This is a genomic window from Pontibacter mangrovi (genome assembly GCF_006385705.1).
GTDB classification, from domain to species: domain Bacteria; phylum Bacteroidota; class Bacteroidia; order Cytophagales; family Hymenobacteraceae; genus Pontibacter; species Pontibacter mangrovi.
Window position 1 is genome coordinate 63583 of sequence record NZ_VFRQ01000010.1, and the last position, 23294, is coordinate 86876.

General features: G+C 54.6%; 21 protein-coding genes. 9 read left to right on the forward strand and 12 right to left on the reverse strand.

The window, feature by feature from the left end; genetic code table 11:
• Positions 1-13 precede the first annotated feature (13 nt).
• Positions 14-997, forward strand: coding sequence for an isopenicillin N synthase family dioxygenase (locus FJM65_RS16750; protein WP_140622772.1), 984 nt, complete (start codon positions 14-16; stop codon positions 995-997).
• Positions 998-1081: 84 nt separating this feature from the next.
• Complete coding sequence (chrA, locus tag FJM65_RS16755) at positions 1082-2251, forward strand: chromate efflux transporter (protein ID WP_140622918.1); 1170 nt, start codon at positions 1082-1084, stop codon at positions 2249-2251.
• Positions 2252-2293: 42 nt separating this feature from the next.
• On the opposite strand, the gene rfbA is transcribed toward chrA, so the two are convergent.
• From rfbA to prmC, 6 genes are all read right to left on the reverse strand, one after another.
• Complete coding sequence (gene rfbA, locus FJM65_RS16760; protein ID WP_140622774.1) at positions 2294-3163, reverse strand: glucose-1-phosphate thymidylyltransferase RfbA; 870 nt, start codon at positions 3161-3163, stop codon at positions 2294-2296.
• 17 nt (positions 3164-3180) lie between these two features.
• Positions 3181-4206: an SDR family oxidoreductase gene (locus FJM65_RS16765; RefSeq protein ID WP_140622776.1), complete on the reverse strand. Its 1026-nt coding sequence runs from the start codon at positions 4204-4206 to the stop codon at positions 3181-3183.
• A 19-nt stretch (positions 4207-4225) separates the two neighbouring features.
• Positions 4226-5275, reverse strand: a complete 1050-nt coding sequence (rfbB, locus tag FJM65_RS16770) for a dTDP-glucose 4,6-dehydratase (RefSeq protein ID WP_140622778.1) — start codon at positions 5273-5275, stop codon at positions 4226-4228.
• Positions 5276-5277: 2 nt separating this feature from the next.
• Complete coding sequence (gene galE, locus FJM65_RS16775; RefSeq protein WP_140622780.1) at positions 5278-6312, reverse strand: UDP-glucose 4-epimerase GalE; 1035 nt, start codon at positions 6310-6312, stop codon at positions 5278-5280.
• Positions 6313-6324: 12 nt separating this feature from the next.
• Positions 6325-7614 (reverse strand): nucleotide sugar dehydrogenase, encoded by a 1290-nt coding sequence (locus FJM65_RS16780; RefSeq protein WP_140622781.1) that lies wholly within the window; start codon positions 7612-7614, stop codon positions 6325-6327.
• Positions 7615-7814: 200 nt separating this feature from the next.
• Complete coding sequence (gene prmC, locus FJM65_RS16785) at positions 7815-8669, reverse strand: peptide chain release factor N(5)-glutamine methyltransferase (protein ID WP_140622783.1); 855 nt, start codon at positions 8667-8669, stop codon at positions 7815-7817.
• 203 nt (positions 8670-8872) lie between these two features.
• Here prmC and ribD point away from each other — a divergent pair, with 203 nt between their 5' ends.
• Both ribD and FJM65_RS16795 read left to right on the forward strand, forming a co-directional pair.
• Positions 8873-9901 carry a bifunctional diaminohydroxyphosphoribosylaminopyrimidine deaminase/5-amino-6-(5-phosphoribosylamino)uracil reductase RibD gene (ribD, locus tag FJM65_RS16790; RefSeq protein WP_140622785.1) on the forward strand — a complete coding sequence of 343 codons (1029 nt, stop codon included), beginning with the start codon at positions 8873-8875 and terminating at the stop codon, positions 9899-9901.
• Between the two features lie 91 nt (positions 9902-9992).
• Positions 9993-10475: a GAF domain-containing protein gene (locus FJM65_RS16795; RefSeq protein WP_140622787.1), complete on the forward strand. Its 483-nt coding sequence runs from the start codon at positions 9993-9995 to the stop codon at positions 10473-10475.
• 376 nt (positions 10476-10851) lie between these two features.
• Here FJM65_RS16795 and FJM65_RS16800 read toward each other — a convergent pair whose 3' ends face one another.
• The 4 genes from FJM65_RS16800 to FJM65_RS16815 form a co-directional block, all read right to left on the reverse strand.
• Positions 10852-11535 (reverse strand): phosphatidylserine decarboxylase family protein, encoded by a 684-nt coding sequence (locus FJM65_RS16800; RefSeq protein ID WP_140622789.1) that lies wholly within the window; start codon positions 11533-11535, stop codon positions 10852-10854.
• A 120-nt stretch (positions 11536-11655) separates the two neighbouring features.
• Complete coding sequence (locus tag FJM65_RS16805) at positions 11656-12933, reverse strand: Glu/Leu/Phe/Val family dehydrogenase (protein WP_140622920.1); 1278 nt, start codon at positions 12931-12933, stop codon at positions 11656-11658.
• A 102-nt stretch (positions 12934-13035) separates the two neighbouring features.
• Entirely contained in the window at positions 13036-13863 is an 828-nt protein-coding gene (locus FJM65_RS16810; RefSeq protein ID WP_239022994.1) for a phosphatidate cytidylyltransferase, read from the reverse strand.
• Positions 13864-13915: 52 nt separating this feature from the next.
• Positions 13916-14875: a CPBP family intramembrane glutamic endopeptidase gene (locus FJM65_RS16815; protein ID WP_140622791.1), complete on the reverse strand. Its 960-nt coding sequence runs from the start codon at positions 14873-14875 to the stop codon at positions 13916-13918.
• A 53-nt stretch (positions 14876-14928) separates the two neighbouring features.
• On the opposite strand from FJM65_RS16815, the gene dusB reads away from it, so the two are divergent.
• From dusB to FJM65_RS16835, 4 genes are all read left to right on the forward strand, one after another.
• The gene (dusB, locus tag FJM65_RS16820; RefSeq protein WP_140622793.1) at positions 14929-15924 is read left to right on the forward strand and encodes a tRNA dihydrouridine synthase DusB; all 996 of its coding nucleotides are present in this window, start codon (positions 14929-14931) and stop codon (positions 15922-15924) included.
• A 233-nt stretch (positions 15925-16157) separates the two neighbouring features.
• The gene (locus FJM65_RS16825; RefSeq protein ID WP_239022999.1) at positions 16158-17006 is read left to right on the forward strand and encodes a DMT family transporter; all 849 of its coding nucleotides are present in this window, start codon (positions 16158-16160) and stop codon (positions 17004-17006) included.
• Positions 17007-17142: 136 nt separating this feature from the next.
• Positions 17143-19137 (forward strand): Na+/H+ antiporter NhaC family protein, encoded by a 1995-nt coding sequence (locus FJM65_RS16830; protein WP_181163756.1) that lies wholly within the window; start codon positions 17143-17145, stop codon positions 19135-19137.
• A 4-nt stretch (positions 19138-19141) separates the two neighbouring features.
• The gene (locus FJM65_RS16835; RefSeq protein WP_140622797.1) at positions 19142-19591 is read left to right on the forward strand and encodes a hypothetical protein; all 450 of its coding nucleotides are present in this window, start codon (positions 19142-19144) and stop codon (positions 19589-19591) included.
• A gap of 11 nt (positions 19592-19602) precedes the next feature.
• Here the strand turns inward: FJM65_RS16835 and FJM65_RS16840 are convergent, their stop codons facing one another.
• Both FJM65_RS16840 and FJM65_RS16845 read right to left on the reverse strand, forming a co-directional pair.
• Complete coding sequence (locus tag FJM65_RS16840) at positions 19603-20586, reverse strand: GNAT family N-acetyltransferase (protein WP_239022995.1); 984 nt, start codon at positions 20584-20586, stop codon at positions 19603-19605.
• Between the two features lie 45 nt (positions 20587-20631).
• Entirely contained in the window at positions 20632-21813 is a 1182-nt protein-coding gene (locus FJM65_RS16845) for a sensor histidine kinase (RefSeq protein WP_140622799.1), read from the reverse strand.
• 113 nt (positions 21814-21926) lie between these two features.
• Here FJM65_RS16845 and hemA point away from each other — a divergent pair, with 113 nt between their 5' ends.
• Positions 21927-23210 (forward strand): glutamyl-tRNA reductase, encoded by a 1284-nt coding sequence (gene hemA, locus FJM65_RS16850; RefSeq protein ID WP_140622801.1) that lies wholly within the window; start codon positions 21927-21929, stop codon positions 23208-23210.
• The last annotated feature ends 84 nt before the right edge of the window (positions 23211-23294 follow it).

The following is a 23294-nucleotide window of genomic DNA, read 5'->3' on the forward strand; positions in this document are numbered from 1 at the left end:
CGAAAAATTATATATGAGCGAGATTTTATTTGATGAAATCCCTTCTTTAGACTTAGCGGATTTCACATCTGGAGATGCGGCAAGAAAGGCTCAGTTTGTACAAAAGCTAGGTGAGGCCTATCAGAACATCGGCTTTATTGCCTTGCGTAATCATGGCCTTAGCGACGAGCTTACCCAAAAGCTTTACGCTGCCACCAAAGATTTTTTTGCCTTGCCCGACGAGGTAAAACAAAAGTATGAAAACCCTGAACTTGCCGGCCAGCGTGGCTATGTGGGCAAGGGAAAAGAAAAAGCAAAAGGATTTAACACCGGCGACCTGAAGGAGTTTTTCCATGTGGGGCAGGAGCTGAGCGACATCCCGGACTCAGACCCGATTAAAGAAGAATACCCGGAGAACATTTTCCCGGAGGAAGTGCCGGCCTTTAAAGAGGCTACCCTGGAGGCTTACCGAAAGCTGGAGGCAGCCGGCAAGCAGGTGCTGCGCGCCATCGCTATCCACCTGGGGCTGCAGGAAGATTACTTCGACGAGAAGGTAAAGTATGGCAACAGCATTCTGCGCCCTATCCACTACTTCCCGATCGAGAACCCGGACAGCGTGCCTGCCGACGCGGTTCGCGCTGCCGAGCACGGCGACATTAACCTGATCACGCTGCTGATGGGCGCCAGCGCCGACGGCCTACAAGTGCTTCGCCGCGATGGCCAGTGGATTCCGATTACGGCCCTGCCGGAACAGGTGGTGGTGAATGTAGGCGACATGCTGGCCCGCCTGACAAACAATAAGCTAAAGTCTACCATCCACCGTGTGGTAAACCCGCCGCGCGAGCTGATGCATACTTCCCGCTTCTCTATCCCGTTCTTTATGCACCCACGCTCCGAAATGGACCTGACCTGTCTGGAGAGCTGCATAGACGAGCAGAACCCAAAGGCGTACCCAGATGCCACCGCTGGTGAGTACCTGAACGAGCGCCTGGTAGAGCTAGGCCTGAAAAAGGCTTAAACCGGAACCTGTAATGCTGGATAAGTAAACATAGATAGAGAGATGGCTTTTTTGCTGTCTCTCTTTTTTTATTTTTATGCCATCATGAGCTTGCGCTACTACATCTTTCTGAAAGACGTATTGCTACTGGCCCTTACCGCTTTTGGCGGGCCACAGGCGCATATTGCCATGATGTTTAAGCTGCTGGTGGAGAAGCGGCGCTACCTTACCGAGCAGGAGCTGATAGAGCTGAACGCGCTTTGCTCCATCCTTCCCGGCCCTACCTCCACGCAAACGCTTACAGCCATCGGGTTTAAGATCGGGGGGCCTAACCTGGCCTACCTCACCCTGCTCGTCTGGATAACGCCGGCCGCCACCATTATGGGCATTGCCGCTGTCACTATCTCCTATTTGCAAGGGCAAGGCATCTCGCTTGGCTTCCTCCGGATTGTGCAGCCCATGGCGGTGGGCTTTGTAGCCTATGCCGCTTATATGATCAGCTCTAAAGTAGTGCACACAAAAACCGCTGTCTCCCTGATGGTGGTCTCAGCCATACTTGCTTACTTCTTCCACTCGCCTTGGGTGTTCCCGGCCCTGCTGATAGCCGGGGGCGCCGTTACCGCGCTGCGGTTTAAGCAGCACCCCCGCGAGAAGGACAAGCACCTGCACATAGAGTGGGCCAACTTTATACTTTTTGTGGCTGTGCTGATTACGGCGGCCTTGCTGGGTGCTTATACTTCGTCGTTGCCGGTGCGCCTTTTCGAGAACTTCTACCGTAACGGCAGCCTGGTGTTTGGTGGGGGCCAGGTGCTCATCCCGCTGCTTTACACCGAGTTTGTGGACTTTAAAAAGTATTTAACAGGGGAGGAATTTCTTTCCGGCTACGCCATCGCACAGGCGCTGCCGGGGCCAACCTTTTCTTTTACTTCTTTTGTAGGCAACCTGGCCATGCGCGATTACGGCATTGCCGGTCAGTTTTTAGGGTCGTTTGTAGCCACCGTAGGCATCTTTTTGCCGGGCACGTTCCTTATCTTCTTTGTCATCCGGTTTTGGGATGAGCTGAAAAAATACCGCGTTATCCGCGCCTCGCTCGAGGGCATCAGTGCTGTGAGTTCCGGCATGGTGGTGGCCGCGGCCATACTTCTCTTTCACCCCATCGAGAGCACCTTGCTAAACTTCAGTATCGTGATAGCCACCTTTAGCCTGCTCATGTTTACCCGCATCCCGGCGCCTGTGCTCATCCTTTCCGGGCTTCTGCTGGGGTTTGTGGTGTAGGATACCAATAAAAAAGGCCACCTTACGGCAGCCTCTTATACTCTATCGTTTCTCTTTTAGCATGCGGAGCAGGTACTCGCCGTAGCCGCTTTTCCTCAGTGGCTCAGCGGCTTGCCTTAATTGCTCATCGTTGATGAAGCCCATGCGCCAGGCCACTTCCTCGATGCAGCCGATCTTCAGGCCCTGCCGCTCCTCCACCACCTGCACAAACGTGGCCGCCTGCATCAGCGACTGGATCGTGCCCGTATCGAGCCAGGCGGTGCCGCGGTTGAGCACACCCACCTTCAGCTTGCCCCTGCGCAGGTACTCTTTGTTCACGTCCGTGATCTCGTACTCGCCCCTCTCGCTGGGCTGCAGGCTCTTGGCTATACTCACCACGTCGTTGTCGTAGAAGTACAGCCCCGGCACGGCGTAGCTCGACTTGGGCTCTGCGGGCTTCTCCTCGATGGAGACGGCCTTCATCTCCCGGTCGAACTCCACCACCCCGTAGCGCTCCGGGTCGTGCACGTGGTAGGCGTAGATCACCCCGCCGTCGGGGTCACTGTTGGCCTGCAGGAGCTTGCTCATGCCCGAGCCGTAGAAGATGTTGTCGCCCAATACCAGGGCCACCTTGTCCTCTCCGATGAACTCCTCCCCGATCACGAAGGCCTGCGCCAGCCCGTTGGGCTCTTCCTGCACCTTGTAGCTGAACCTGCAGCCGATGCGGGAGCCGTCGCCTAGCAGGCGCTCGAACATGGGCAGGTCGTGCGGCGTGGAGATGATGAGGATCTCCCTAATGCCGGCCAGCATCAGCGTGGACAGCGGGTAGTAGATCATCGGCTTGTCGTAGACCGGCATGAGCTGCTTGCTCACCGCCAGCGTCAGCGGGTGCAGCCGGGTGCCCGAGCCCCCGGCCAATATGATTCCCTTCATCTCCTTTTATACTTTTGTTACTCCGCCGTGGCGGCTTTGGTGTCTCTGTAGATAAACTCTTGGTTGTTCTTGAACCAGTCGAAGGTGCGCTGCAACCCCTCCTCTATTCGTACCTGCGGATCATACTTGAGGAGGCGCTGCGCCTTGGAGATATCGGCCAGGCTGTCGCGAATGTCGCCTGCGCGGTCGGGACCATGCACCGGCTCCACGTCAGCCCCGGCGGTCTCTTTCAGGATGTTATACATCTGCAGCAGCGAGGTGCGGTCGCCCACGGCAATGTTGTAGACCTGGTTCACCGCCTCCGGGTTCTCCACCAGCGCTGCTCTAATATTGGCCTCTACGCAGTTCTCCACAAAGGTGAAGTCACGCGTCTGCCCCCCGTCGCCGTTGATTTTCGGCGGGCGGTTGTGGATCAGCGCGTCGATGAACAAAGGTATCACGGCCGCATAGGCACCGTTCGGGTCCTGCTTTGGGCCGAAGATGTTGAAGTAGCGCAGCCCGATGATCTCCATGCCGTAGGTCTTGCCGAACACATCGGCGTACAGCTCATTGGCGTACTTGGTCACGGCGTAAGGCGAGAGCGGCTTTCCGATGCGGTCCTCCACCTTCGGCAGCTCCTTGCTGTCTCCGTAGGTAGAGGAAGAAGCCGCGTATACAAAGCGCTTGATGTTATTCTCTTTGGCCGCGGTGAGCATGTTCACAAAGCCGCCCACGTTCACGTCGTTGCTCGTGATCGGGTCGTTGATGCTTCTAGGCACCGAGCCCAGCGCCGCCTGGTGCAGCACCACGTCCATACCCTGGCAGGCGTCCATGCAAGTCTGCACGTTGCGGATGTCGCCCTCCACCAGCTCGAAAGCCGGGTTATCCAGGAACTCCTCAATATTCTTGCGGTAGCCGTTGGAGAAGTTGTCCAGCACGCGCACTTTGCCTGCCTTATACTTCAGAAGGTACTCCACCAGGTTAGAGCCGATAAAGCCGGCACCGCCTGTTACTAAAAACGACAGCCCGTCGAGGGGCTGTTCGTGAAATGGGGAATCATACATATTGTTGCTGAATCTATACTTACCGATGCGTGTACTGTTGCTCGTAATAACTTTGGTAGTTGCCCGATGTTACGTTCTCGAGCCACTCCGGGTTCTCCAGGTACCAGTCTATAGTCTTGCTCAGGCCCTGCTCAAATGTCACCGACGGCTTCCAGCCCAGTTCGTCCATCAGCTTAGAGGAGTCAATGGCGTAGCGCAGGTCGTGGCCGGCGCGGTCCTTCACAAAGGTGATGAGCTTTCTGGAATGCCCCTTCTCACGTCCCAGCTTCTCGTCCATCTGGTCGCAGAGCAAGTGGATCAGGTCCAGGTTCTTCCACTCGTTCACGCCGCCGATGTTGTAGGTGTCGCCCACCCTGCCCTCATGGAAGATCACGTCGATGGCCCGGGCGTGGTCCAGCACGTAGAGCCAGTCGCGCACATTCTCACCCTTGCCATACACGGGCACCGGACGCTCGTTCTTGATATTGTTGATCGCCAGCGGAATCAGCTTCTCAGGGAAGTGGTTCGGGCCGTAGTTGTTCGAGCAGTTGGAGATCTTGATCGGCAGCCCGTAAGTATGGTACCAGGCGCGCACGAAATGGTCCGAAGAGGCCTTGGAGGCAGAGTATGGGGAACGCGGGTCGTAGGCCGTCTCCTCGGTAAACAGGCCGTCCTCGCCCAGCGAGCCGTACACCTCATCGGTGGAGATGTGGTAGAACAGGTGCCTGCCCAGGTCCTCCGCCCAATGCTTGCGGGCCGCATTCAGCAGGTTCACCGTGCCGATGACGTTCGTCTGCACGAAAGCCAGCGGGTCGGATATGGAGCGGTCCACGTGCGACTCGGCCGCCAGGTGGATCACGGCATCGAATTTATACTCCGAGAAGATCTCCTCCAGGAAGCCCGCGTCCACGATGTCGCCCTTCAGGAAAGTATAGTTCTCCTTGTCCTCGATGTCCGACAGGTTCTGCAGGTTGCCCGCGTAGGTCAGCTTGTCGAGGTTGTAGATCTGGTACTCCGGGTATTTGGTAACGAACAGGCGCACCACATGCGAGCCGATGAAGCCCGCTCCGCCCGTAATCAATATTTTCATACTTATACTTTTTCTTTCTGAAGCGATACTTGCCAATCCCAAGCGCTTTTCATGGCCTCCTCCAGGGTACTGGTGGTTTTAAAACCCAGTTCCTGGGTTGATTTGGTCACGTCGGCATAGATCTTTGGCACATCACCGGCGCGGCGCGGCCCTACTTTATAGTTCAGCTTCTGCCCGGATGCTTTTTCAAAAGCTTTAATGGCTTCTAACACGGTATTACCTGTACCAGTGCCTACGTTAAAGAATTCTATACTTTGAGCTTTACCCTGCAGCAGACGCTCTACCGCCACCACATGGGCTTTGGCCAGGTCCACCACATGGATGTAATCGCGGATGCAGGTGCCGTCAGGCGTGTCATAGTCATCGCCAAACACGGTAAGCTCTTTACGTATGCCAGCGGCCGTTTGAGTAATGAATGGCACCAGGTTGTTCGGCACGCCCAGCGGCAGCTCTCCGATTTTGGCAGTCGGGTGTGCCCCGATCGGGTTAAAGTAGCGCAGGGCTGTGGCTTTGATGTGGCTGTTGCCGCTGTTAGCTAGGTCCGTCAGGATCTCCTCGCATACTTTTTTGGTGTTGCCGTACGGCGAGTTCGCCTTCTGCACCGGTGTTTCTTCGGTTACGGGCAGCTGGTCCGGAATGCCATACACGGTGCACGACGAGGAAAATACCAGGTTCGGCACCTTACACTCCTCCATCACCTGCAGCAGCGCCACCAGCGAACCCACGTTGTTATGGTAGTATTTCAGCGGCTCCGACACCGACTCGCCCACCGCCTTATAGGCCGCAAAATGAATGACGCCTTTAACATTCTGTTCCTGCTCAAACACCTGGCGCAGGGCCTCAGTATCTGTGCAGTCGATGCGGTGGCACGGGATTTCGCGGCCAAGTATGGCGGCGATACCCTCCAGTGCGCTCTCTTCGGAGTTAGAGAAGTTGTCGATGATCACCGGCTCATAGCCCGCCTCCACCAGCTCCACTACGGTGTGGGAGCCGATGTAGCCGGCGCCTCCGGTTACCAGTATCTTTTCCTTTGCCAATTGTCTACAGGTTTATAAGCTTGTATATTCTATGTCCTTAATTTTGCTGCGGAAGATGCCTTTCAGGTCCACCAGAATCGGGCTGCCGTTCATGATCGACTTGAAGTAGCTCTCGTCCAGCTCCATGTAGGCTTTGTGCGGCACGGCCACCACCACGGCGTCGTAGTCTTTGCCGGCTTCCTCTACCAGGCCAAAGCCATACTCGTGCTGCAGCTCCTCTGAGTTAGCGTAAGGGTCTACCACCTCCACGTTCACGCCAAAGCTCTGCAGCTCCCGGATCACGTCTACTACTTTCGAGTTACGGATGTCCTCCACGTTCTCCTTAAACGTAGCGCCCATCACCAGCACCTTTGTCTGCGAGATGTTCTTGCCGCGCATGATCATCATCTTCACCAGCTTGTTGGCGATGTGCGCGCCCATGGTGTCGTTGGTGGTGCGGCCGCTCAGGATCACTTTGGCATCGTAGCCCAGCGCCTTTGCTTTGTAGGTCAGGTAGTAGGGGTCCACGCCGATGCAGTGGCCGCCTACCAGGCCCGGGGAGAAGCGCAGGAAGTTCCACTTGGTACCGGCAGCTTCCAGCACTTCGTAGGTGTTAATGTTCATCCTGTCGAAAATGATGGACAGCTCGTTCATCAGGGCGATGTTGAGGTCGCGCTGCGTGTTCTCGATTACTTTTGCCGCCTCAGCCACTTTAATGGAAGAAGCACGGTGTACGCCGGCATCAATCACCAGCTCGTATACTTTCGCAATCTCCTCCGCCGACTCCGCATCGCTGCCAGAAACCACCTTTACGATCTTGGCCAGAGTATGCTCCTTATCGCCTGGGTTGATACGCTCCGGAGAGTAACCTACTTTAAAGTCCACGCCGAACTTTAGGCCCGACTCGCGCTCCAGCACCGGCACGCAATCCTCCTCCGTGCAGCCAGGATATACTGTCGATTCAAACACCACAAAATCACCTTTCTTCAGCACCTTACCTACCGTGGTAGAGGCAGAAAGTAGCGGCTTCAGGTCCGGCTGGGCGTGGTTATCTATTGGCGTTGGCACGGCCACAATAAAGAACTTTGCCTCGCGCAACACGTCCAGACTGTCGGTAAACTCGATGTCAGCACCCTCAAACTCGCTGCTCTCCAACTCCCCGCTCGGGTCGATGTTATTGCGCATCATCTCCACACGCTTCGAGTTGATATCGAACCCGATCACTTTTACTTTTTTAGCGAAGGCAAGGGCAATAGGCAGTCCTACGTAGCCTAAGCCAATCACGGCAAGTTTGGCTTCTTTGTTGAGTATTTCCTGGTACACGATATGTATAGTTTAAATCTGTTACAGTTTTTACAAGTATAGCTAAGTCAGCCATTTTGACAACAAAACGGCAATTTATACTTTCCATTGCACTTCCTTGTTCTTTTGGAAAGCAGCGGAATCGCATTTAGCCAAATTTACCACAAAAGTACAATTTTAACATTAACTTCGGATAATTTAGGCTGATTTTAACATCTACCTTACTTCTTGCCGCACACGATGCGGTTTTTCCCGAAAAGATCCGCCACGACCTGCGCCTCGGCAAAGCCTGTTTGCAGCAACAGCTCCTTTACCTCCTGCCCGTAGCGCTCGTTTATCTCGAAGTATACTTTGCCGCCTTTTTTCAGTAGCTGCAGCGCCACCTCGGTTATTCTTCTGTAGTATTTCAGCGGGTCCTGATCGGGTACGAACAGGGCCAGGTGCGGCTCATACTGCAGCACGTTCTCCCGCATCTGCCGCTTTTCCTCCTCCAGCACATAAGGCGGGTTGCTCGTGATGATGTCCAGTGAAGCGGGTTTTATACTTGGCACCGGCTCAAAAATATCCGCCTGCAGCCACTCCACCGGCAGTTTATACTTGGCCGCGTTGGCCCGCGCCACCTCCAGCGCCCCCTCCGACACCTCCAGCCCGTAGACTTGAGCGTTTGGCAAATTGGCCGCCAGCGCCAGCGGAATGCAGCCGCTCCCGGCGCAAATGTCCAGCACCTGCAGCCCCTGCTGCTCTTTGTGCTCCCGCAGCACCAGGTCCACCAGCTCCTCTGTCTCCGGCCTCGGAATCAGCACCCGCTCATCCACCTGCAGCTCCAGGCCATAAAAGTGCGCCACGCCCAGCACATACTGCACCGGTTCCTGCCGCTGTAGCCGCTGCACCATCTGCGCTAGCTGCGCCTCCTGCGCCGGGCTTACCTCCTCCTGCTGCGCCAGCATGAGATGCATGCGGTTTTTCTGCAGCACGTGCTCCAGCACCAGTTGGGCTATACTTCCCGCCTCGGGCTCGGGGTAAGCCGCTTTTATACTTTCCCGGATGTGCTGCTGCACTTGCTGTATGGTTGCCACGTCTATATTTTCTGTTGATTTCGGTATCTTTGCAAAAGTAAGGTTTAAGATTTGAAGATGTGGAAATTTGGAGATGTGAAGATGAGTTTGCCTCCCAGTTTAGCATCACATCAACTTTCTAACCTTCTAACTATGTAAGCCGCAAAGTATTGCAGCTCTACAACTCTTAAACGCTCTAACTCCTAAACTCTCTAACTCTGACCATGTCTGACGAACGATACATGCGACGCGCACTGGAGCTGGCCCGGCTAGGCAGCGGCTATACTTCCCCGAACCCGATGGTGGGCTGTGTGGTGGTGCACGAGGGGCAGATTATCGGCGAGGGCTGGCACCAGAAGTATGGCGGCCCGCATGCCGAAGTGAATGCCATTGCCGCCGTGGAGGACAAGCGCCTGCTGCCCCAAAGCCGTGTGTACGTAACGCTGGAGCCCTGCTCGCACTACGGCAAAACCCCGCCCTGCGCCGACCTGCTCATCAGCCATGGTGTGAAGGATGTGGTGATCTGCAACACCGATCCGAACCCGCTCGTGGCTGGCCGTGGCATCAAAAAACTTTTTGAAACCGGAGCCCAGGTAAAGGTGGGTGTGCTGGAGGAGGAAGGGCTGGAGCTGAACAAGCGTTTCTTCACGTTTCATACTAGAAAGCGGCCGTTCATACTTTTAAAGTGGGCCGAGACGGCAGACGGTTTTATAGCGGCGGCCAATTACCAACAGGAGCAGATCAGCGGAAAGCTGGCGCAGCGGCTGGTGCACAAGTGGCGCTCTGAGGAGCAAGCTATACTGGTGGGTAGCCGCACCGCTTTGTATGATAACCCGCGCCTGAACACGCGCCTGTGGAGCGGCCAAAACCCGCTGCGCCTGGTAATAGACAAGCAACTGCTGCTGCCCCCGCACCTGCACCTCTTCGACGGAAGCCAGCCAACGGTGGTTTATACTTACAAGCATCAGGAAGATCGGGACAATTTATACTTTGTGCAGCTACGGGAGGACGAACCCATACTTCCGCAGATCATGGAGGACCTGCACCGCCGCAACGTGCTGTCGGTAATGGTGGAGGGGGGCACGTTTCTGCTGGAGAGCCTGCTGCAGGCCAACCTCTGGGATGAGGCTCTGGTGTTCAAGAATCTGCATAAAACACTTCCGGCCGGCATTAAAGCGCCCGGTATGGCATACGGACAGCTGCAAAGTATACAAACCTTATGCGCAGACCAGCTGTTGCACTACCGGCGTTAGTTGTTCGTTAATGGTTATTCGTTTGAATACATTCATGCATCAGCGTTAGCATATTAAACAATTAGCACATTCACTCATTCAAAATAAAAACATGGCCGAATCCTTAATCATAGATACAGACCTCAGCAAAGAAGAAAAGTATAAAGCGCTGCTGCCGCAGATAGAAGCTCTGACTGCCGGCGAAACCGACCTGATCGCGAACATCTCGAACCTGGTGGCCGCGTTGCGTCAGGGTATGGGCTTCTTTTGGGTTGGCGTATACTTTAACAAGGAGGGGCAGCTGGTGCTGGGTCCGTTCCAGGGGCCGATTGCCTGCACACGCATCCCGTACCACAAGGGCGTTTGCGGCGCCTGCTACACCCAGCAAAAAACCATACTTGTGCCGGACGTGGAGGCCTTCCCGGGCCACATCGCCTGCAGCAGCGACTCTAAGTCGGAGATCGTACTGCCAGCTATGAAAGACGGCGAGGTAAAACTGGTACTGGACGTGGACAGCGACAAACTGAATGACTTCGACGAGGTGGACCAAAAGTACCTGGAGCAGCTGATGAAGCTGGTGGAGAGCTGGTTTTGATTTCGTTATCAGTATTCCTGCCGCAAGTTTAGCGAAGCGTAAATGTGGCTATACATGGGGCAAGTTTGTAATTTGCTTTATGCGTGAGCAGAAAAGTATACGTTAGCAGATTTATACTTTGCAGACTATTGCCAGAGGATAAAGTATAGCCGGAGCCTTTTAAACTTGCTTTTTAAAGCAAAGCAGTTGAAAACTACTGCCATACTTAGCCACATTTACGCTTCGCTAAACTTGCAGCAGGCCAAAAGAGACGCAACGTATTGCGTCTCTACAAATCCTGATTTAGACAAAAAGGCCGCTGCAAGTATAAATTGCAGCGGCCTTTTCGTTTCTATTGTCTAATATCTAAAGTCTAGAATCTAGCATCTTCAAAAACTTACCCAAACAAGGTCGGCGGTGGCGTTTTTAGCTGGGCGATAACAGTTTGCCCGCCTTTTGTCTTCTGCCCAAGCTCGACCTTTATTTCTGTATCCAGTGGCACAAAAATATCAACGCGCGAGCCGAATTTGATAAAGCCAAACTCCTCGCCCTGGCTCACTTCATCGCCTTCGTTTACATACCACACAATGCGGCGCGCCATGGCGCCGGCAATCTGGCGGAAAAGCACCTCCGGGCCAGCCGTAGACTCCACCACCACGGTCGTGCGCTCGTTCTGCGTGCTCGACTTAGGGTGCCAGGCCACAAAATAATTGCCCGGGTGATACTTGAAATACTTTACAATGCCGGACACGGGGTTGCGCGTGATGTGCACGTTTATCGGCGACATGAAGATGGAGATCTGCTTGCGCTTGTCCTTGAAGTACTCCGGCTCCTCCACTTCCTCAATCACCACCACCTTGCCGTCGGCCGGGGCAATCACCAGGTCATCGTGCAGCAGCAGCGTGCGGTAAGGGCTCCGGAAAAACTGCAGGATCAACAAAAAAAGAACGGCTGATACAGCTGAGAAAATTTTGTTAAAGGTACTATTCTCTGCATTAAAGTTGTAGAGCAACAGGTTCAGCACTACAAGCGCTAGCAATGTAAAAAATAATATCTTCCGTCCTTCCTTGTGAATCTTCATTCTGTTTTGTGTTTGCCGCAGGTACTTTAAACTCATAAAAGCCCATCCAGTTACGTGGATGGGCTAAACCTGCTTCAAAAATATGTAAACTTTCGGTTATTCTTCTAAAAAACTTATCTCTTAGAAGCCACCGCGGTACTTATACGTCATGGCTACTTTGTCGATGGCCACGATGTAGGCGGCAATACGCATCGGCACGTTATACTTCTGCGAAGCGGCATACACACGCTCGAAGGCTTCGTTCATGATGCGCTCGGCACGCTCGTTTACGCGCTCCAGCGTCCATTTAAAGCCCATGCGGTTTTGCACCCACTCAAAGTATGACACCGTTACGCCTCCCGAGTTGGCCAGGATGTCCGGCACCACCATGATGCCTTTTTCGTTGATGATATTATCGGCTTTGTAAGAAGTCGGGCCGTTGGCACCTTCCACAATCAGGCGGGCCTGGATCTTATCCACGTTGTGGATCGTGATCACGTCCTCTACGGCAGCTGGCACCAGCACATCCACTTTAGAGGTTAGCAGCTCGCTTGGGTCGTCCATCAGCTCAGCGCCTTTGAAGCCTTCCAGGCGGCCGTTGTGCGCGTTTTTATACTCAATGGCCTCTTCAATGTCGATGCCGTTGTCGTTCCAGTAAGCGCCGCTCACGTCGCTTACGCCCAGTATCTTCACGCCGCGCTCTGCCATTAGCTTGGCTGCCCAGGCACCCACGTTGCCAAAGCCCTGCACCGCGGCTGTAGACTTAGACGGGTCCATGCCCAGTTTTTCCATCGCAGCCATCGCCGATACCATTACGCCACGGCCTGTTGCCTCTACGCGGCCCAGCGAGCCGCCCAGCACCAGCGGCTTGCCTGTTACCACGGCATGCTCTGTAGAGCCTTTTGTCTTAGAGTATTCGTCCATCAGCCAGGCCATCTCGCGCGGTCCGGTGCCCATGTCCGGTGCCGGAATGTCGCGGTCCGGGCCGAAGATATCCACCAGTGAGGAAGTATAGGCCCTCGTCAAGCGTTCTATCTCACCGGCCGACATAGAATATGGGTCGCAGATGATGCCGCCCTTGGCACCACCGTACGGTATATCCACCACGGCGCACTTCCAGGTCATCCAGGCGGCCAGGGCCTTCACCTCGTCCAGAAACACATCCGGAGCGTAGCGTACACCACCCTTAGACGGGCCCAGGATAGTGGAGTGAATTACGCGGTATCCCTCGAACACACGCACCTTACCGTCGTCCATGGTCACGGGCACGTTCACGATTACCTGACGCGTTGGAGACTTCAGCACGTTGTATACTTCCTCATCCAACCCCAGCACCTCCGCCGCAATATTGAAACGCGACATCATCGACTCGAAAGGGTTTTCCTTATCCTTGATCGGAGCTGGCTCTTTGTATAACATCATCTACTCTTAAATTTATTGGTGAGTAATCAATCAGTGATATATTTCGCGGCAAAGTTGAGAATTATAGTTACAACCTCCTACGGGCAGGCTACAATTTTTTTAGAAGATCTGAAGAAAGGCAACCACAAACGGAATAACCATTAAAAGGCTGTCGAAACGGTCGAGCAGGCCGCCGTGCCCCGGAAGCAGTGTACCCGAGTCTTTTACGCCCAGGCTGCGCTTCAGCAGCGACTCCGACAAATCGCCCAGCACCCCTACCACGCCCACGATCACCGCAATGCCTATCCATTGGTAGGCCTCCAGGTCCGGGAACAGGTAAGACAGGCCGTAGCCGACAAGTATGGTTAGCAGCGCGCCGCCTGCCCAGCCCTCCCAGGTCTTGCCCGGCGAGATACGCTCGAACAGCTTGTGCTTGCCAAAGTTCTTCCCGAAAATGTACGCCCCTGTGTCGGAAGCCCAGATCAGCAGCATCAGCCCAAGTATGGGTTGCCAGCTATACTCCTCGCCAAAGTAGCCCAGCAGGTGCAGCATGCCAAAAGGCCCGGCAATGTACAGGGCGCCCAAGATGGTAAAGGCGATGTTGGTGAAAGGCTGGGGCTTTTTGCGGTACATCTCCGCTATGATCACCACAAACGGCAGCGGCAGCGACAGGTACAGCAGCTCACTGGCCGCCATCCTTTTCTGCACCAAAAACATAGAAGTATAAAACACCGCGCCAAGGATAAGCCCCAGCGGCCGGTTAGGGCGCATGCCCTGCACGCCTACCAGGGTATAAAACTCGGAGATCCCCAGCAGCGTGAGCCCCAGGAACAGCAGAAAGTATGTCCACTCGCTAAACCAGATGCCGCCAATAAACACGGCGGCGCCCAGCACCCCTACAATAATCCGTTGGTTTAAATTACTCAGCGTTGATAGTTTGTTACTCATGCAGTGGGCTTGCGCCGGATAGGGCGACGGGTGTTAGGGTTTAAGGGTCTGTTTACAGTTGCTCTTCTACTTCATCGGCCACAAGTTGCTGCCGCAGTGGTTGGCGAGCAAAGGCCTGGTGCAAAAAGTATAAAATGGCTGCGCTTATCACCACCGACAGCAAAATACTGTACCACGGCATGGCCTCAGTGCTCTCAATGTCGGCGTTGATGGAGCCTGTTTGCTGCAGGTACAGCATAAACACCGTAAAGCCGTTGTTCACGAAGTGCGCCACGATGGGCACGATCAGGCGGCCAGACCAAAAGTATAAATATCCGAACAGCGCTCCAAGTATGGCCCTTGGCAAAAACCCGAAGAACTGCACGTGGATGGCGGCAAAGATGATACCCGTCACCCAGATGGCTACGTGTATGTTGCCGAACCAGCGGAAGATCTGCCGCTGCGCAATGCCCCGGAACACCAGTTCCTCGCCTACCGCCGGGATCAGCGCAAACACCACCAGCCCCACCAGCAGCTCCGGCACCGTGCCAAACTGCGTGATAAGCTTTGTGAGCTCGGCCAGCTGCTCCTCCTGCGCCCGCGCCCATTGCTCAAAGCCGTTCATAAAGTCGGGGAAGTTCATGTTGGCGTTCCAGCTGATGATAACGGAGTTGGCCGGCATGATCGCCACGACCAGCAGGCCGCTGAGCAGCACCAGCAGCCACGGAGACGGCACTTTCCAGTTCAGGTACTCATCCAGCCTATAGTTGAGCGAGCGCAGCAGAATGGCCGGGGCCACAATAAAAGCGAAGAACTGCAGCACGCCCTGCAGCAGCAGCATCACGCCAGGCCCTTGCGGGTGGGCGGCGGGGTTGGCGGCCACATTCGCCAGCTCTATCAGCCCTACGCCAAAGATCCAATTAGCCAGCAGGCCTACCACAAACATGGCCACAAAATAGCCGCCCGCCATGTACACTATCAGCAGTAGCAATACCCAACTTGGGTGCAGATCTTTCGAGATGAAACCTTTCATAGGGAGAATTAGGTTTAATTGGCGTAAATTTACGCGAATAATTAAATTTTGCTTTGGTAAAGATTGCTAACATAGCGTTAGGGGAGTTTCCGTTGCTGCTGGCACCGATGGAGGACGTGAGTGATCCGCCGTTCCGCAAAGTATGCAAGGCCAACGGTGCCGACCTGATGTACACAGAATTTATCTCCTCTGAGGGTTTGATACGTGACGCCGCCAAAAGTGTGCAAAAACTCGACATTTTCGATTACGAGCGCCCTATCGGCATCCAGATCTTCGGCTCTGATATTGAGTCGATGCGCGAGGCGGCCATCGTGTCGGCCCAGGCCGGCCCGGACCTGATCGACATCAACTATGGCTGCCCGGTGAAGAACGTGGCCTGCAAGGGAGCGGGCGCGGCCCTGCTGCGCGATATCCCGAAGATGGTAAAGATGACCGAGGAGATTGTGAAGGCCACCGACCTGCCGGTTACCGTGAAAACCCGCCTCGGTTGGGACGAAGACACCAAGTATATCGTGGAGACGGCCGAGCGCCTGCAGGACATCGGCATAAAAGCTCTGAGCATACATGGCCGCACGCGCGTGCAGATGTATAAAGGCGAGGCCGACTGGAGCCTGATCGCGGAGGTGAAGAACAACCCGCGCATGCACATCCCGATCTTCGGCAACGGCGATATCGACTCGCCGCAGAAGGCGCTGGAGTACCGCAACAAGTATGGCGTGGACGGCATCATGATCGGCCGCGCCAGCATCGGCTACCCGTGGATCTTCAACGAGATCAAACATTATATGAAAACCGGTGAGGTGTTGCCGGGGCCAACCTTGGAGGAGCGCGTGGAAGTATGCCGCCAGCACTTTACCCACTCGCTGGAGTGGAAGGGCGATAAGCTGGGTATTTTCGAGATGCGCCGCCACTACACCAACTACTTCCGCGGCCTGCCGCACTTCAAGCCGCTGCGCATGAAACTGGTGCAGTCCGAAGACATCCAGGAAATCTACGACACGCTGGATGAGATCGCTCAGACGATGAGCTATGAGGAGGTAGAAAGGTAAAGAAGTAGAAAGGTAGAAAAGACGGGGTTGTAGAGACGCAATACTTTGCGTTTTTATACTTGCGGCAGCGACAAAATAATTTCAGGAGTTGGAGCATTAGATAAACAAATCTGACGTTCCAACTCTTTATTTTTGCAGAAACTTTCAAACTCTTCAACTCCTAAATCCCCTAACTCATCAAAACCACTACTACCCCCGCTGCACAAGAAACCGCTACCCCGGCGTTGGCCTGGGTGCTGGTGGTTATACTTGCCCTGATCTGGGGCACCTCGTTCATACTTATCAAAAAGGGGCTGGTAGTTTATTCTTCGGATGAGCTGGGGGCGCTGCGGATGGTGATTGCCAGCGCCGCGCTGCTGCCGTTTGCCATCCGGAACCTGCGCAAGGTAGAGCCCAGCCGCTGGAAATTCCTGATGGGCAGCGGCCTGCTGGGCAACTTCTTCCCCGCTTTCCTGTTTGCCATTGCCGAAACGCGCCTGGCCAGCGGACTGGCGGGTGTGCTTAACTCGCTTACGGCACTGTTTACGCTTGTTATGGGCGCCTTACTTTTCAGCCAGTCCATTACCTGGATGCGCATGCTCGGCATCGTGATCGGTATTGCGGGCACAGTCATACTTATCTTCACCGGCAACGGCAACGCCGAACTCAACAACATGTACTATGGCCTGTACATTGTGCTGGCCACCATTTTCTACGGCATCAGCGCCAACATCATCAAGCACCGCCTGCACAGCATGAAGGCCATTGCCATCTCCAGCCTGGCGCTGCTTACGGTGGGGCCAATTGCGCTGGCCTACCTGCTCACCACCGACTTTTTCTTCAAATTGCAGCATGAGCCGGGGGCCTGGGAGGCGCTGATGTACATCGCCATACTGGCCGTGTTCAGCACCGCTATTGCCTTGGTGCTTTTCAACAAGCTCATCCACATTTCCACCACCCTCTTTGCCAGCTCCACCACCTACCTCATACCCGTTGTGGCGCTGATGTGGGGCGTACTCGACGGTGAAACCATACACCTGTGGCATTACGTAGGCATGGTGGTTATCCTGTTGGGCGTGTTTATCGTAAACCGGGCCAGGTAACCCTGCAGCAAGCGCAAAGCCCTACGCCTGCCACGCCTGTTTTCGGCTTTTGGCTGGCGCTGCAGCATACAAACATTTCTATGTTTCCTGATTCTTTTCTATCTTAGGGAGTTTCAAAAACCCGCGAACAATCTGAATGAAGCTTTACAAGCCCCTCCTGAGCCTACTGCTGCTCCTCCTGTTTTCTGCACAAGCCATGGCGCAAGACCTGGTTTCCAAAAACGAGATAGAAGAACTGCAGCTACAGGCCATTAACGACACTGCCTTTACCCTGCGCACTGTAACCGAAGCCGGCAACCTGATAAAGTATAGCGGCACCATGCCCCTACGCATAAACGGCGAGCTCCAAGATGCCTCCTTTACCGAGGGCGAGACCGTTTTCTCGCTGGCCGAAAGGGCCGAGCTGGTGCAGGTGAGCGCTAACCTCGGCACCCATACCCTTGCCCGCCTCTACCAACTGAACCCGGAAGAGCAGCGCGGGGTGGAGGAGTTCCCGATGTGGCTATCCATCCTTCCGCCGCTGATCGCCATCGTGCTGGCGCTTATTTTCCGGGAGGTGCTGCTGGCGCTTTTCGCCGGCATCTGGGTAGGCGGCTTCGTCATCTACGGGCTTTCGGCAAAGTCGCTGTTCACGGGCCTGCTCGCCGTCGGCGATACCTTTCTGATGGAGGCCCTCACCGACAGCGACCACGTTTCCGTTATTATTTTCTCGATGCTGATCGGGGGCATGGTGGCCATCATCTCCAAAAACGGAGGCATGGCCGGGGTGGTAAACCTACTCTCGCGCTATGCTAAATCAGCCAAAAGCTCTCAGCTGGTAACGTGGGTGCTGGGCGTGGCCATCTTTTTCGATGACTATGCCAACACCCTGATCGTGGGCAACACCATGCGCCCTGTTACAGACGGGCACCGGGTATCGCGCGAAAAACTGGCTTACCTGGTGGACAGCACTGCCGCGCCCGTTGCCGCCATTGCCTTTGTAACGACCTGGATAGGCGCAGAATTGGGCTACATAAAAGATGCCGCCGTTAAGCTCGGCATTCAGGAGGGGGCGTATTCCCTCTTCTTCCACTCGCTGGAGTATGCGTATTACCCAGTGCTGACGCTAATTTTTATGCTGATGCTGATTCTGATGAACCGGGATTATGCCGCGATGCACCACGCCGAGGTGAGGGCCCGCGAAACCGGTGCCGTGACCGCAGCCAGCCTGGACCGCGCCGGGCAGCAGAAACAAGAGCAGGAAATGGCAGAGTTCGAGCCGATAGATGCCACCCGCACCCGCGCCGTTAACGCGCTGCTGCCCGTGCTTACCGTTATTGGCGGCACACTCGTGGGCCTGCTTTATACCGGCTACAGCCCCGACGTATGGGCTGACGCCAGCATTGGCTTCCTTCGCAAGCTCTCCATCACCATCGGTGACTCCAACTCTTACACAGCGCTTATCTGGGCCTCTCTGGGCGGCGTTATTGTTGCCATAGCCCTCACCATTAGCCAGGGCATCATGCGCCTCAGCGAAACGATGGAATCTTTGGTAGTGGGCTTTAAAACCATGCTGCCGGCCATACTTATACTTGTGCTGGCCTGGTCGCTGGCGGCTGTTACGCAGGAGCTGTACACCGCAGAGTACCTTACCTCGCTGCTGTCTGGCAACGTGTCGCCCTACTTTCTGCCAGAGATCACTTTCTTCCTGGCTGCAGCCATTGCGTTCTCTACCGGTTCTAGCTGGGGCACCATGGCCATCCTGTACCCCCTCATGATGCCGGCCGCCTGGTATGTTTGCCAGCAACAGGGCTTCAGCGTAGAAGAAACTATGCCGATCATGTACAATGTGATATCGGTGGTGCTGGCCGGCGCGGTTTTCGGCGACCACTGCTCCCCTATCTCCGACACCACCATCCTGAGCTCCCTGGCCTCCGGTTGCAACCACATAGACCACGTGAAGACGCAGCTGCCGTACGCCCTAACCGTGGCGCTGGTATGCAACCTGGTGTGCACCAACCTGTCGGCCCTGGGCGTGCATTGGGCACTGGTATACGGCATCGGTGCCGCCATACTTTGGGGCGTCATCAGGGTATTAGGCAAGAAGAACGAGGAGGCGCCAGTACCTGCAACAGCGTCTGTTTTAGATTAATAAAATGATCCCTACTCCAGAGATACAGAGCGGCTCGCTGCAGCCCCCGAAAGCCGCCAGCGCCTTGCACCGGCTGCAGCAGCTGATCGACGCCCTTAACACGAAAGACATCCCCGAGGAGACAGCTAAAAGAATTACCCGGCTGGTTGAGGGGCTAAACGAGCCTGACGGAGCGGCAGGGAACTTTGCAACCACTGTGGAGCAGACAACCGGTGCTATACTAAAGCTGGTGGAGAAGGAGCTGAAACTGGTACCGCAGAAGCATTACCTGAAGCAGTGGATGCCGATTGGCATTGGGCTTGGCCTGCCTTTTGGGGCCGCTTACGCTTCTCTCCTGGACAATATGGGCTTGTTCGGCATCGGTATCCCGATCGGTATGGGCATTGGCATTGCCATTGGCACGCACCTGGATAATAAAGCCGCCACAGAGGGGCGGCAGTTGGAGATGGAGTAGGTTATACTTGCCTAAAACGTAAGCTCGTAAAAGTCATGCACAATGGTGCGGGCACCGTAGCTCTCCTTGTTCCGGATAAGCCCCTCGTTCAGGTAATGCCCTTGCTCTTCTGTGGAGATGCCAAAGCTAAAGTACTTTTTATGTGGGTATACTTCCGTCAGCAGCCAGTCTAGCAGCACATCCAGCGCGTGCAAGTGGCGCCCGCGCGCAGAAGTGGCGATGTACTGTGCGTGTGCCACGGTAGGGGTTTCGTAAACCAGCACCCCGGCCAGCAATTCACCAGCATCCGTGGCAGTGTAAAGCTTGATATTTTCCGGAAAGCGCGAGGCCAGCAGTTGCATCTCTTCCGCCGTGTGCGTTGGCACCGCGCCATACTTTTCCTGGAGCAGCTCTTTTTCCAGCTCAAAAAAATCAGCATACTTTTCTGATTGCCCAGCTTGCAAAGTGGCTCTTTTCCCCTGCGATAAACGCCATCTCCTGTCTTTGCTATACTTTACAGCCCCTCCCATCTCCACCACAGCACTGGCATCGCGGCGGTAAAGCATGGCGCCGTTTCGGAACAGCGCGTACAGGTCTTCCTCGGCAGGCAGTTGGTGATAGATGTGCGGAATAGCTTTGTAAAGTATACTTCTAAAGCCCAACTCCCGGAAGTATAATTTCATGGCCTGCACCGCCTCCAGCATCAGCGTCGCCTTCATGCGCTTGTCTGTAATGAAGCCGCCATAGCTCAGGCCACCATGGCTCTGCACCTCCAGCCCCACCTCGTTTACAGGCAGCAACGCCACCAGCTTGCCTTTGTGGTAAAACAGCAGCGAGTGGTCCGTAAACCTGTCGGCATGATACTCCATGTAATCGCGCAGCAGCAGAAAGGTGCCGTTCTTCGACGCCCGCACAAACGCATCCCAAGCCTGTTTATACTTTGCGCTATACTTTACAACCTCCACAGACCAGTGATTAAGGGGATTTTTCTGATTAAGTATGATTTCTGTCTGCACCTTGGATTAGGCATGACTCCAACCTCTTTAACTTTCTAACTCTGATCAACGATTCAGCACGATCCGGAAAGTGGTGCCTTTGCCTACCTCCGACCATTTCACGTAGAGGCGGCCGTCGTGGTAGTTGTCGATGATGCGCTTGGCCAGCGCCAGACCGAGGCCCCAACCGCGTTTCTTGGTAGTGAAGCCCGGCAGGAAAACCGAGTCGACCTTGCTTTTCGGGATGCCCTTGCCGGTATCGGTAATATCCACGGCGATGCTGCTCTTGCCCAGCAGCACCAGCTGTATATCTATACTTCCACGGCCCTCCATGGCATCCACGGCGTTTTTACAGATGTTCTCGATCACCCAGTCGTAGAGCGAGACATTCACCTTGGCCGTAATGTCCGGCGAGAACGTGGACTCCACGCTGAAGGCCACTTTACGCGAGATACGGTTCTGCAGGTAATTGATGGCGTTTTGCGTGATCTGCAGGATGTTCTCGTCGCGCAGCGTAGGTACCGAACCAATGTTAGAGAAACGCTCCGTGATGATCTCCAGCCGCCGCACGTCCTTGCCAAGCTCCTCCAAAATCGGCTCGTTCTCGAACTTGGGGTTAGCCTTGATGTACTCATACCAGGCCATTAGTGAGGAGAGCGGCGTGCCGAGCTGGTGCGCCGTTTCCTTGGCCAGTCCCACCCATACCCGGTTCTGCTCGGCGCGGCGCGAGTAGCTGAAGGCGAAGTAGGCCACCAGCGCAAAGCACGAGATCACGATCAGCTGCACGTACGGGTAGTAGCGCAGCTGCGAGAGCAGCTCAGAGTCCTTGTAAAAAACATAGTTCACCGAGCCCTCCGCCCACGGCACCACAATGGGCTCGTGCTGCTCTTTCATCTTCTCTATCTCGCCCTGCAGGTATTCGTTTATTTTATCCGGCTTATCCGAAATGTTTTCCGGGATATTGATGTTCTTTGAATCAAGTATGTTTTCCTTCTCATCCGTAAGTATAACAGGAACAGTAGTGTTGGATGACAGGATCTCCTCCTCGATGAACACGATATTGTCGTCGCTGGGGGCGTTGATCATGTAGCGGAGGCCCTTGGCGTAGAGCTGCACCAGCTCCTGCTCCCGCTCCGACAGCTTGCTTACAAGTATATTGGTATAGGTAATGGTGGCGGCGCCGATGATGAGGGCAATGATAACAACAACAAGCTTTATTCTGTTCTTTTGGGAGTAGATGGGAATCATGCAGTAAACACGTAATTTATTTGAAATTAGTATAAATTAAACATAGAGGGCAAGTAAGTTTCATTTTAAAAATTAGAGCTTTAACTTTGCGCCTTAGTAGAACCCACGTTATTATGCTTCAGAACTTTAAAGCAATCAGCCTGTCGTATAAGAAAGCGCCGCTGGATATCAGGGAGCTGATTGCCTTAGATGAACCTTCCTGCAGGCTTTTCCTGCAAACGCTCAAGAACTTTATTCAGGCTTCTGATATTCTTGTTCTATCTACCTGCAACCGCACCGAAGTATACTATAATTCCGATACAGACCACAGCGCTGAGATCGTAAAGCTTTTGGGTATCACCAAGGGCATCGAGAACATTTCTCAGTATTTCGATTTCTTCACTATCCTGACAGAGCACGACGATGCCGTGCAGCACCTGTTCGATGTGTCGATGGGGCTGGAGTCGCAGGTGGTGGGCGATATGCAGATCTCGAACCAGGTGAAGACGGCTTACCAGTGGAGCGCCGACAACGAGACTGCCGGCCCGTTCCTGCACCGCCTGATGCACACCATCTTCTTCACCAACAAGCGCGTGGTGCAGGAGACTTCTTTTAGAGATGGCGCCGCCTCTACCTCGTATGCCGCCATCGAGCTGATCGAGGAGCTTACCGCCGACATCACAGACCCAAGTATACTTGTTGTTGGCCTCGGCGAGATTGGGGCCGATGTGTGCCGCAACCTGAAAGATCAAGGCTTTAAGAACGTAAAGATCTCTAACCGCACGCAGGCAAAAGCCAAAGCACTGGCCGAGGAGTGCCAGATGGAGGTGCTGCCGTTTGAGAGGATCGTGCAGGGGATGAAGGAGGCCGATGTGATTATTTCTTCCGTAGCCCGCGAAACGCCTTTCTTTACCAAGGAGATGGTGAAGCGGCTGGATGTGCTCACGTTCAAGTTCTTTATCGATTTATCGGTGCCGCGCAGCGTGGAGCCGGAAGTGGAAAGTATACCGGGCGTGCTGGTGTATAACATCGACACCATCCAGAACAAAGCTTCCGAGGCCTTGCAGCGCCGCATCAATTCAGTACCGAAGGTAAAGGAGATTATTGCCGAGTCTATAGAGCAGTTCAACGACTGGTCGAAGGAGATGATGGTGTCACCGACGATCCACCGCCTGAAGAACGCATTGGAGACGATACGCCAGGAGGAAATGGCCCGCTATATGAAGAAGCTGGGACCGAAAGAAACGAAGTTGGTAGACAGCATCACCAAATCAATGATGCAAAAAATTATAAAGCTGCCGGTGCTGCAACTAAAGGCTGCCTGCAAGCGCGGTGAGGCTGAAACACTCATCGACCTACTCAACGACCTGTTTAACCTGGAGAATCAGCCGGAAGAGGCTGGCCAAAAATCTGAGTAAACAGTACAATTTATTTAGTGAAAAAACGGCTGAGGCCTCCGCAAATCTCTGCTTTTAGAGACAAACGGGGGCCTCAGCCGTTTC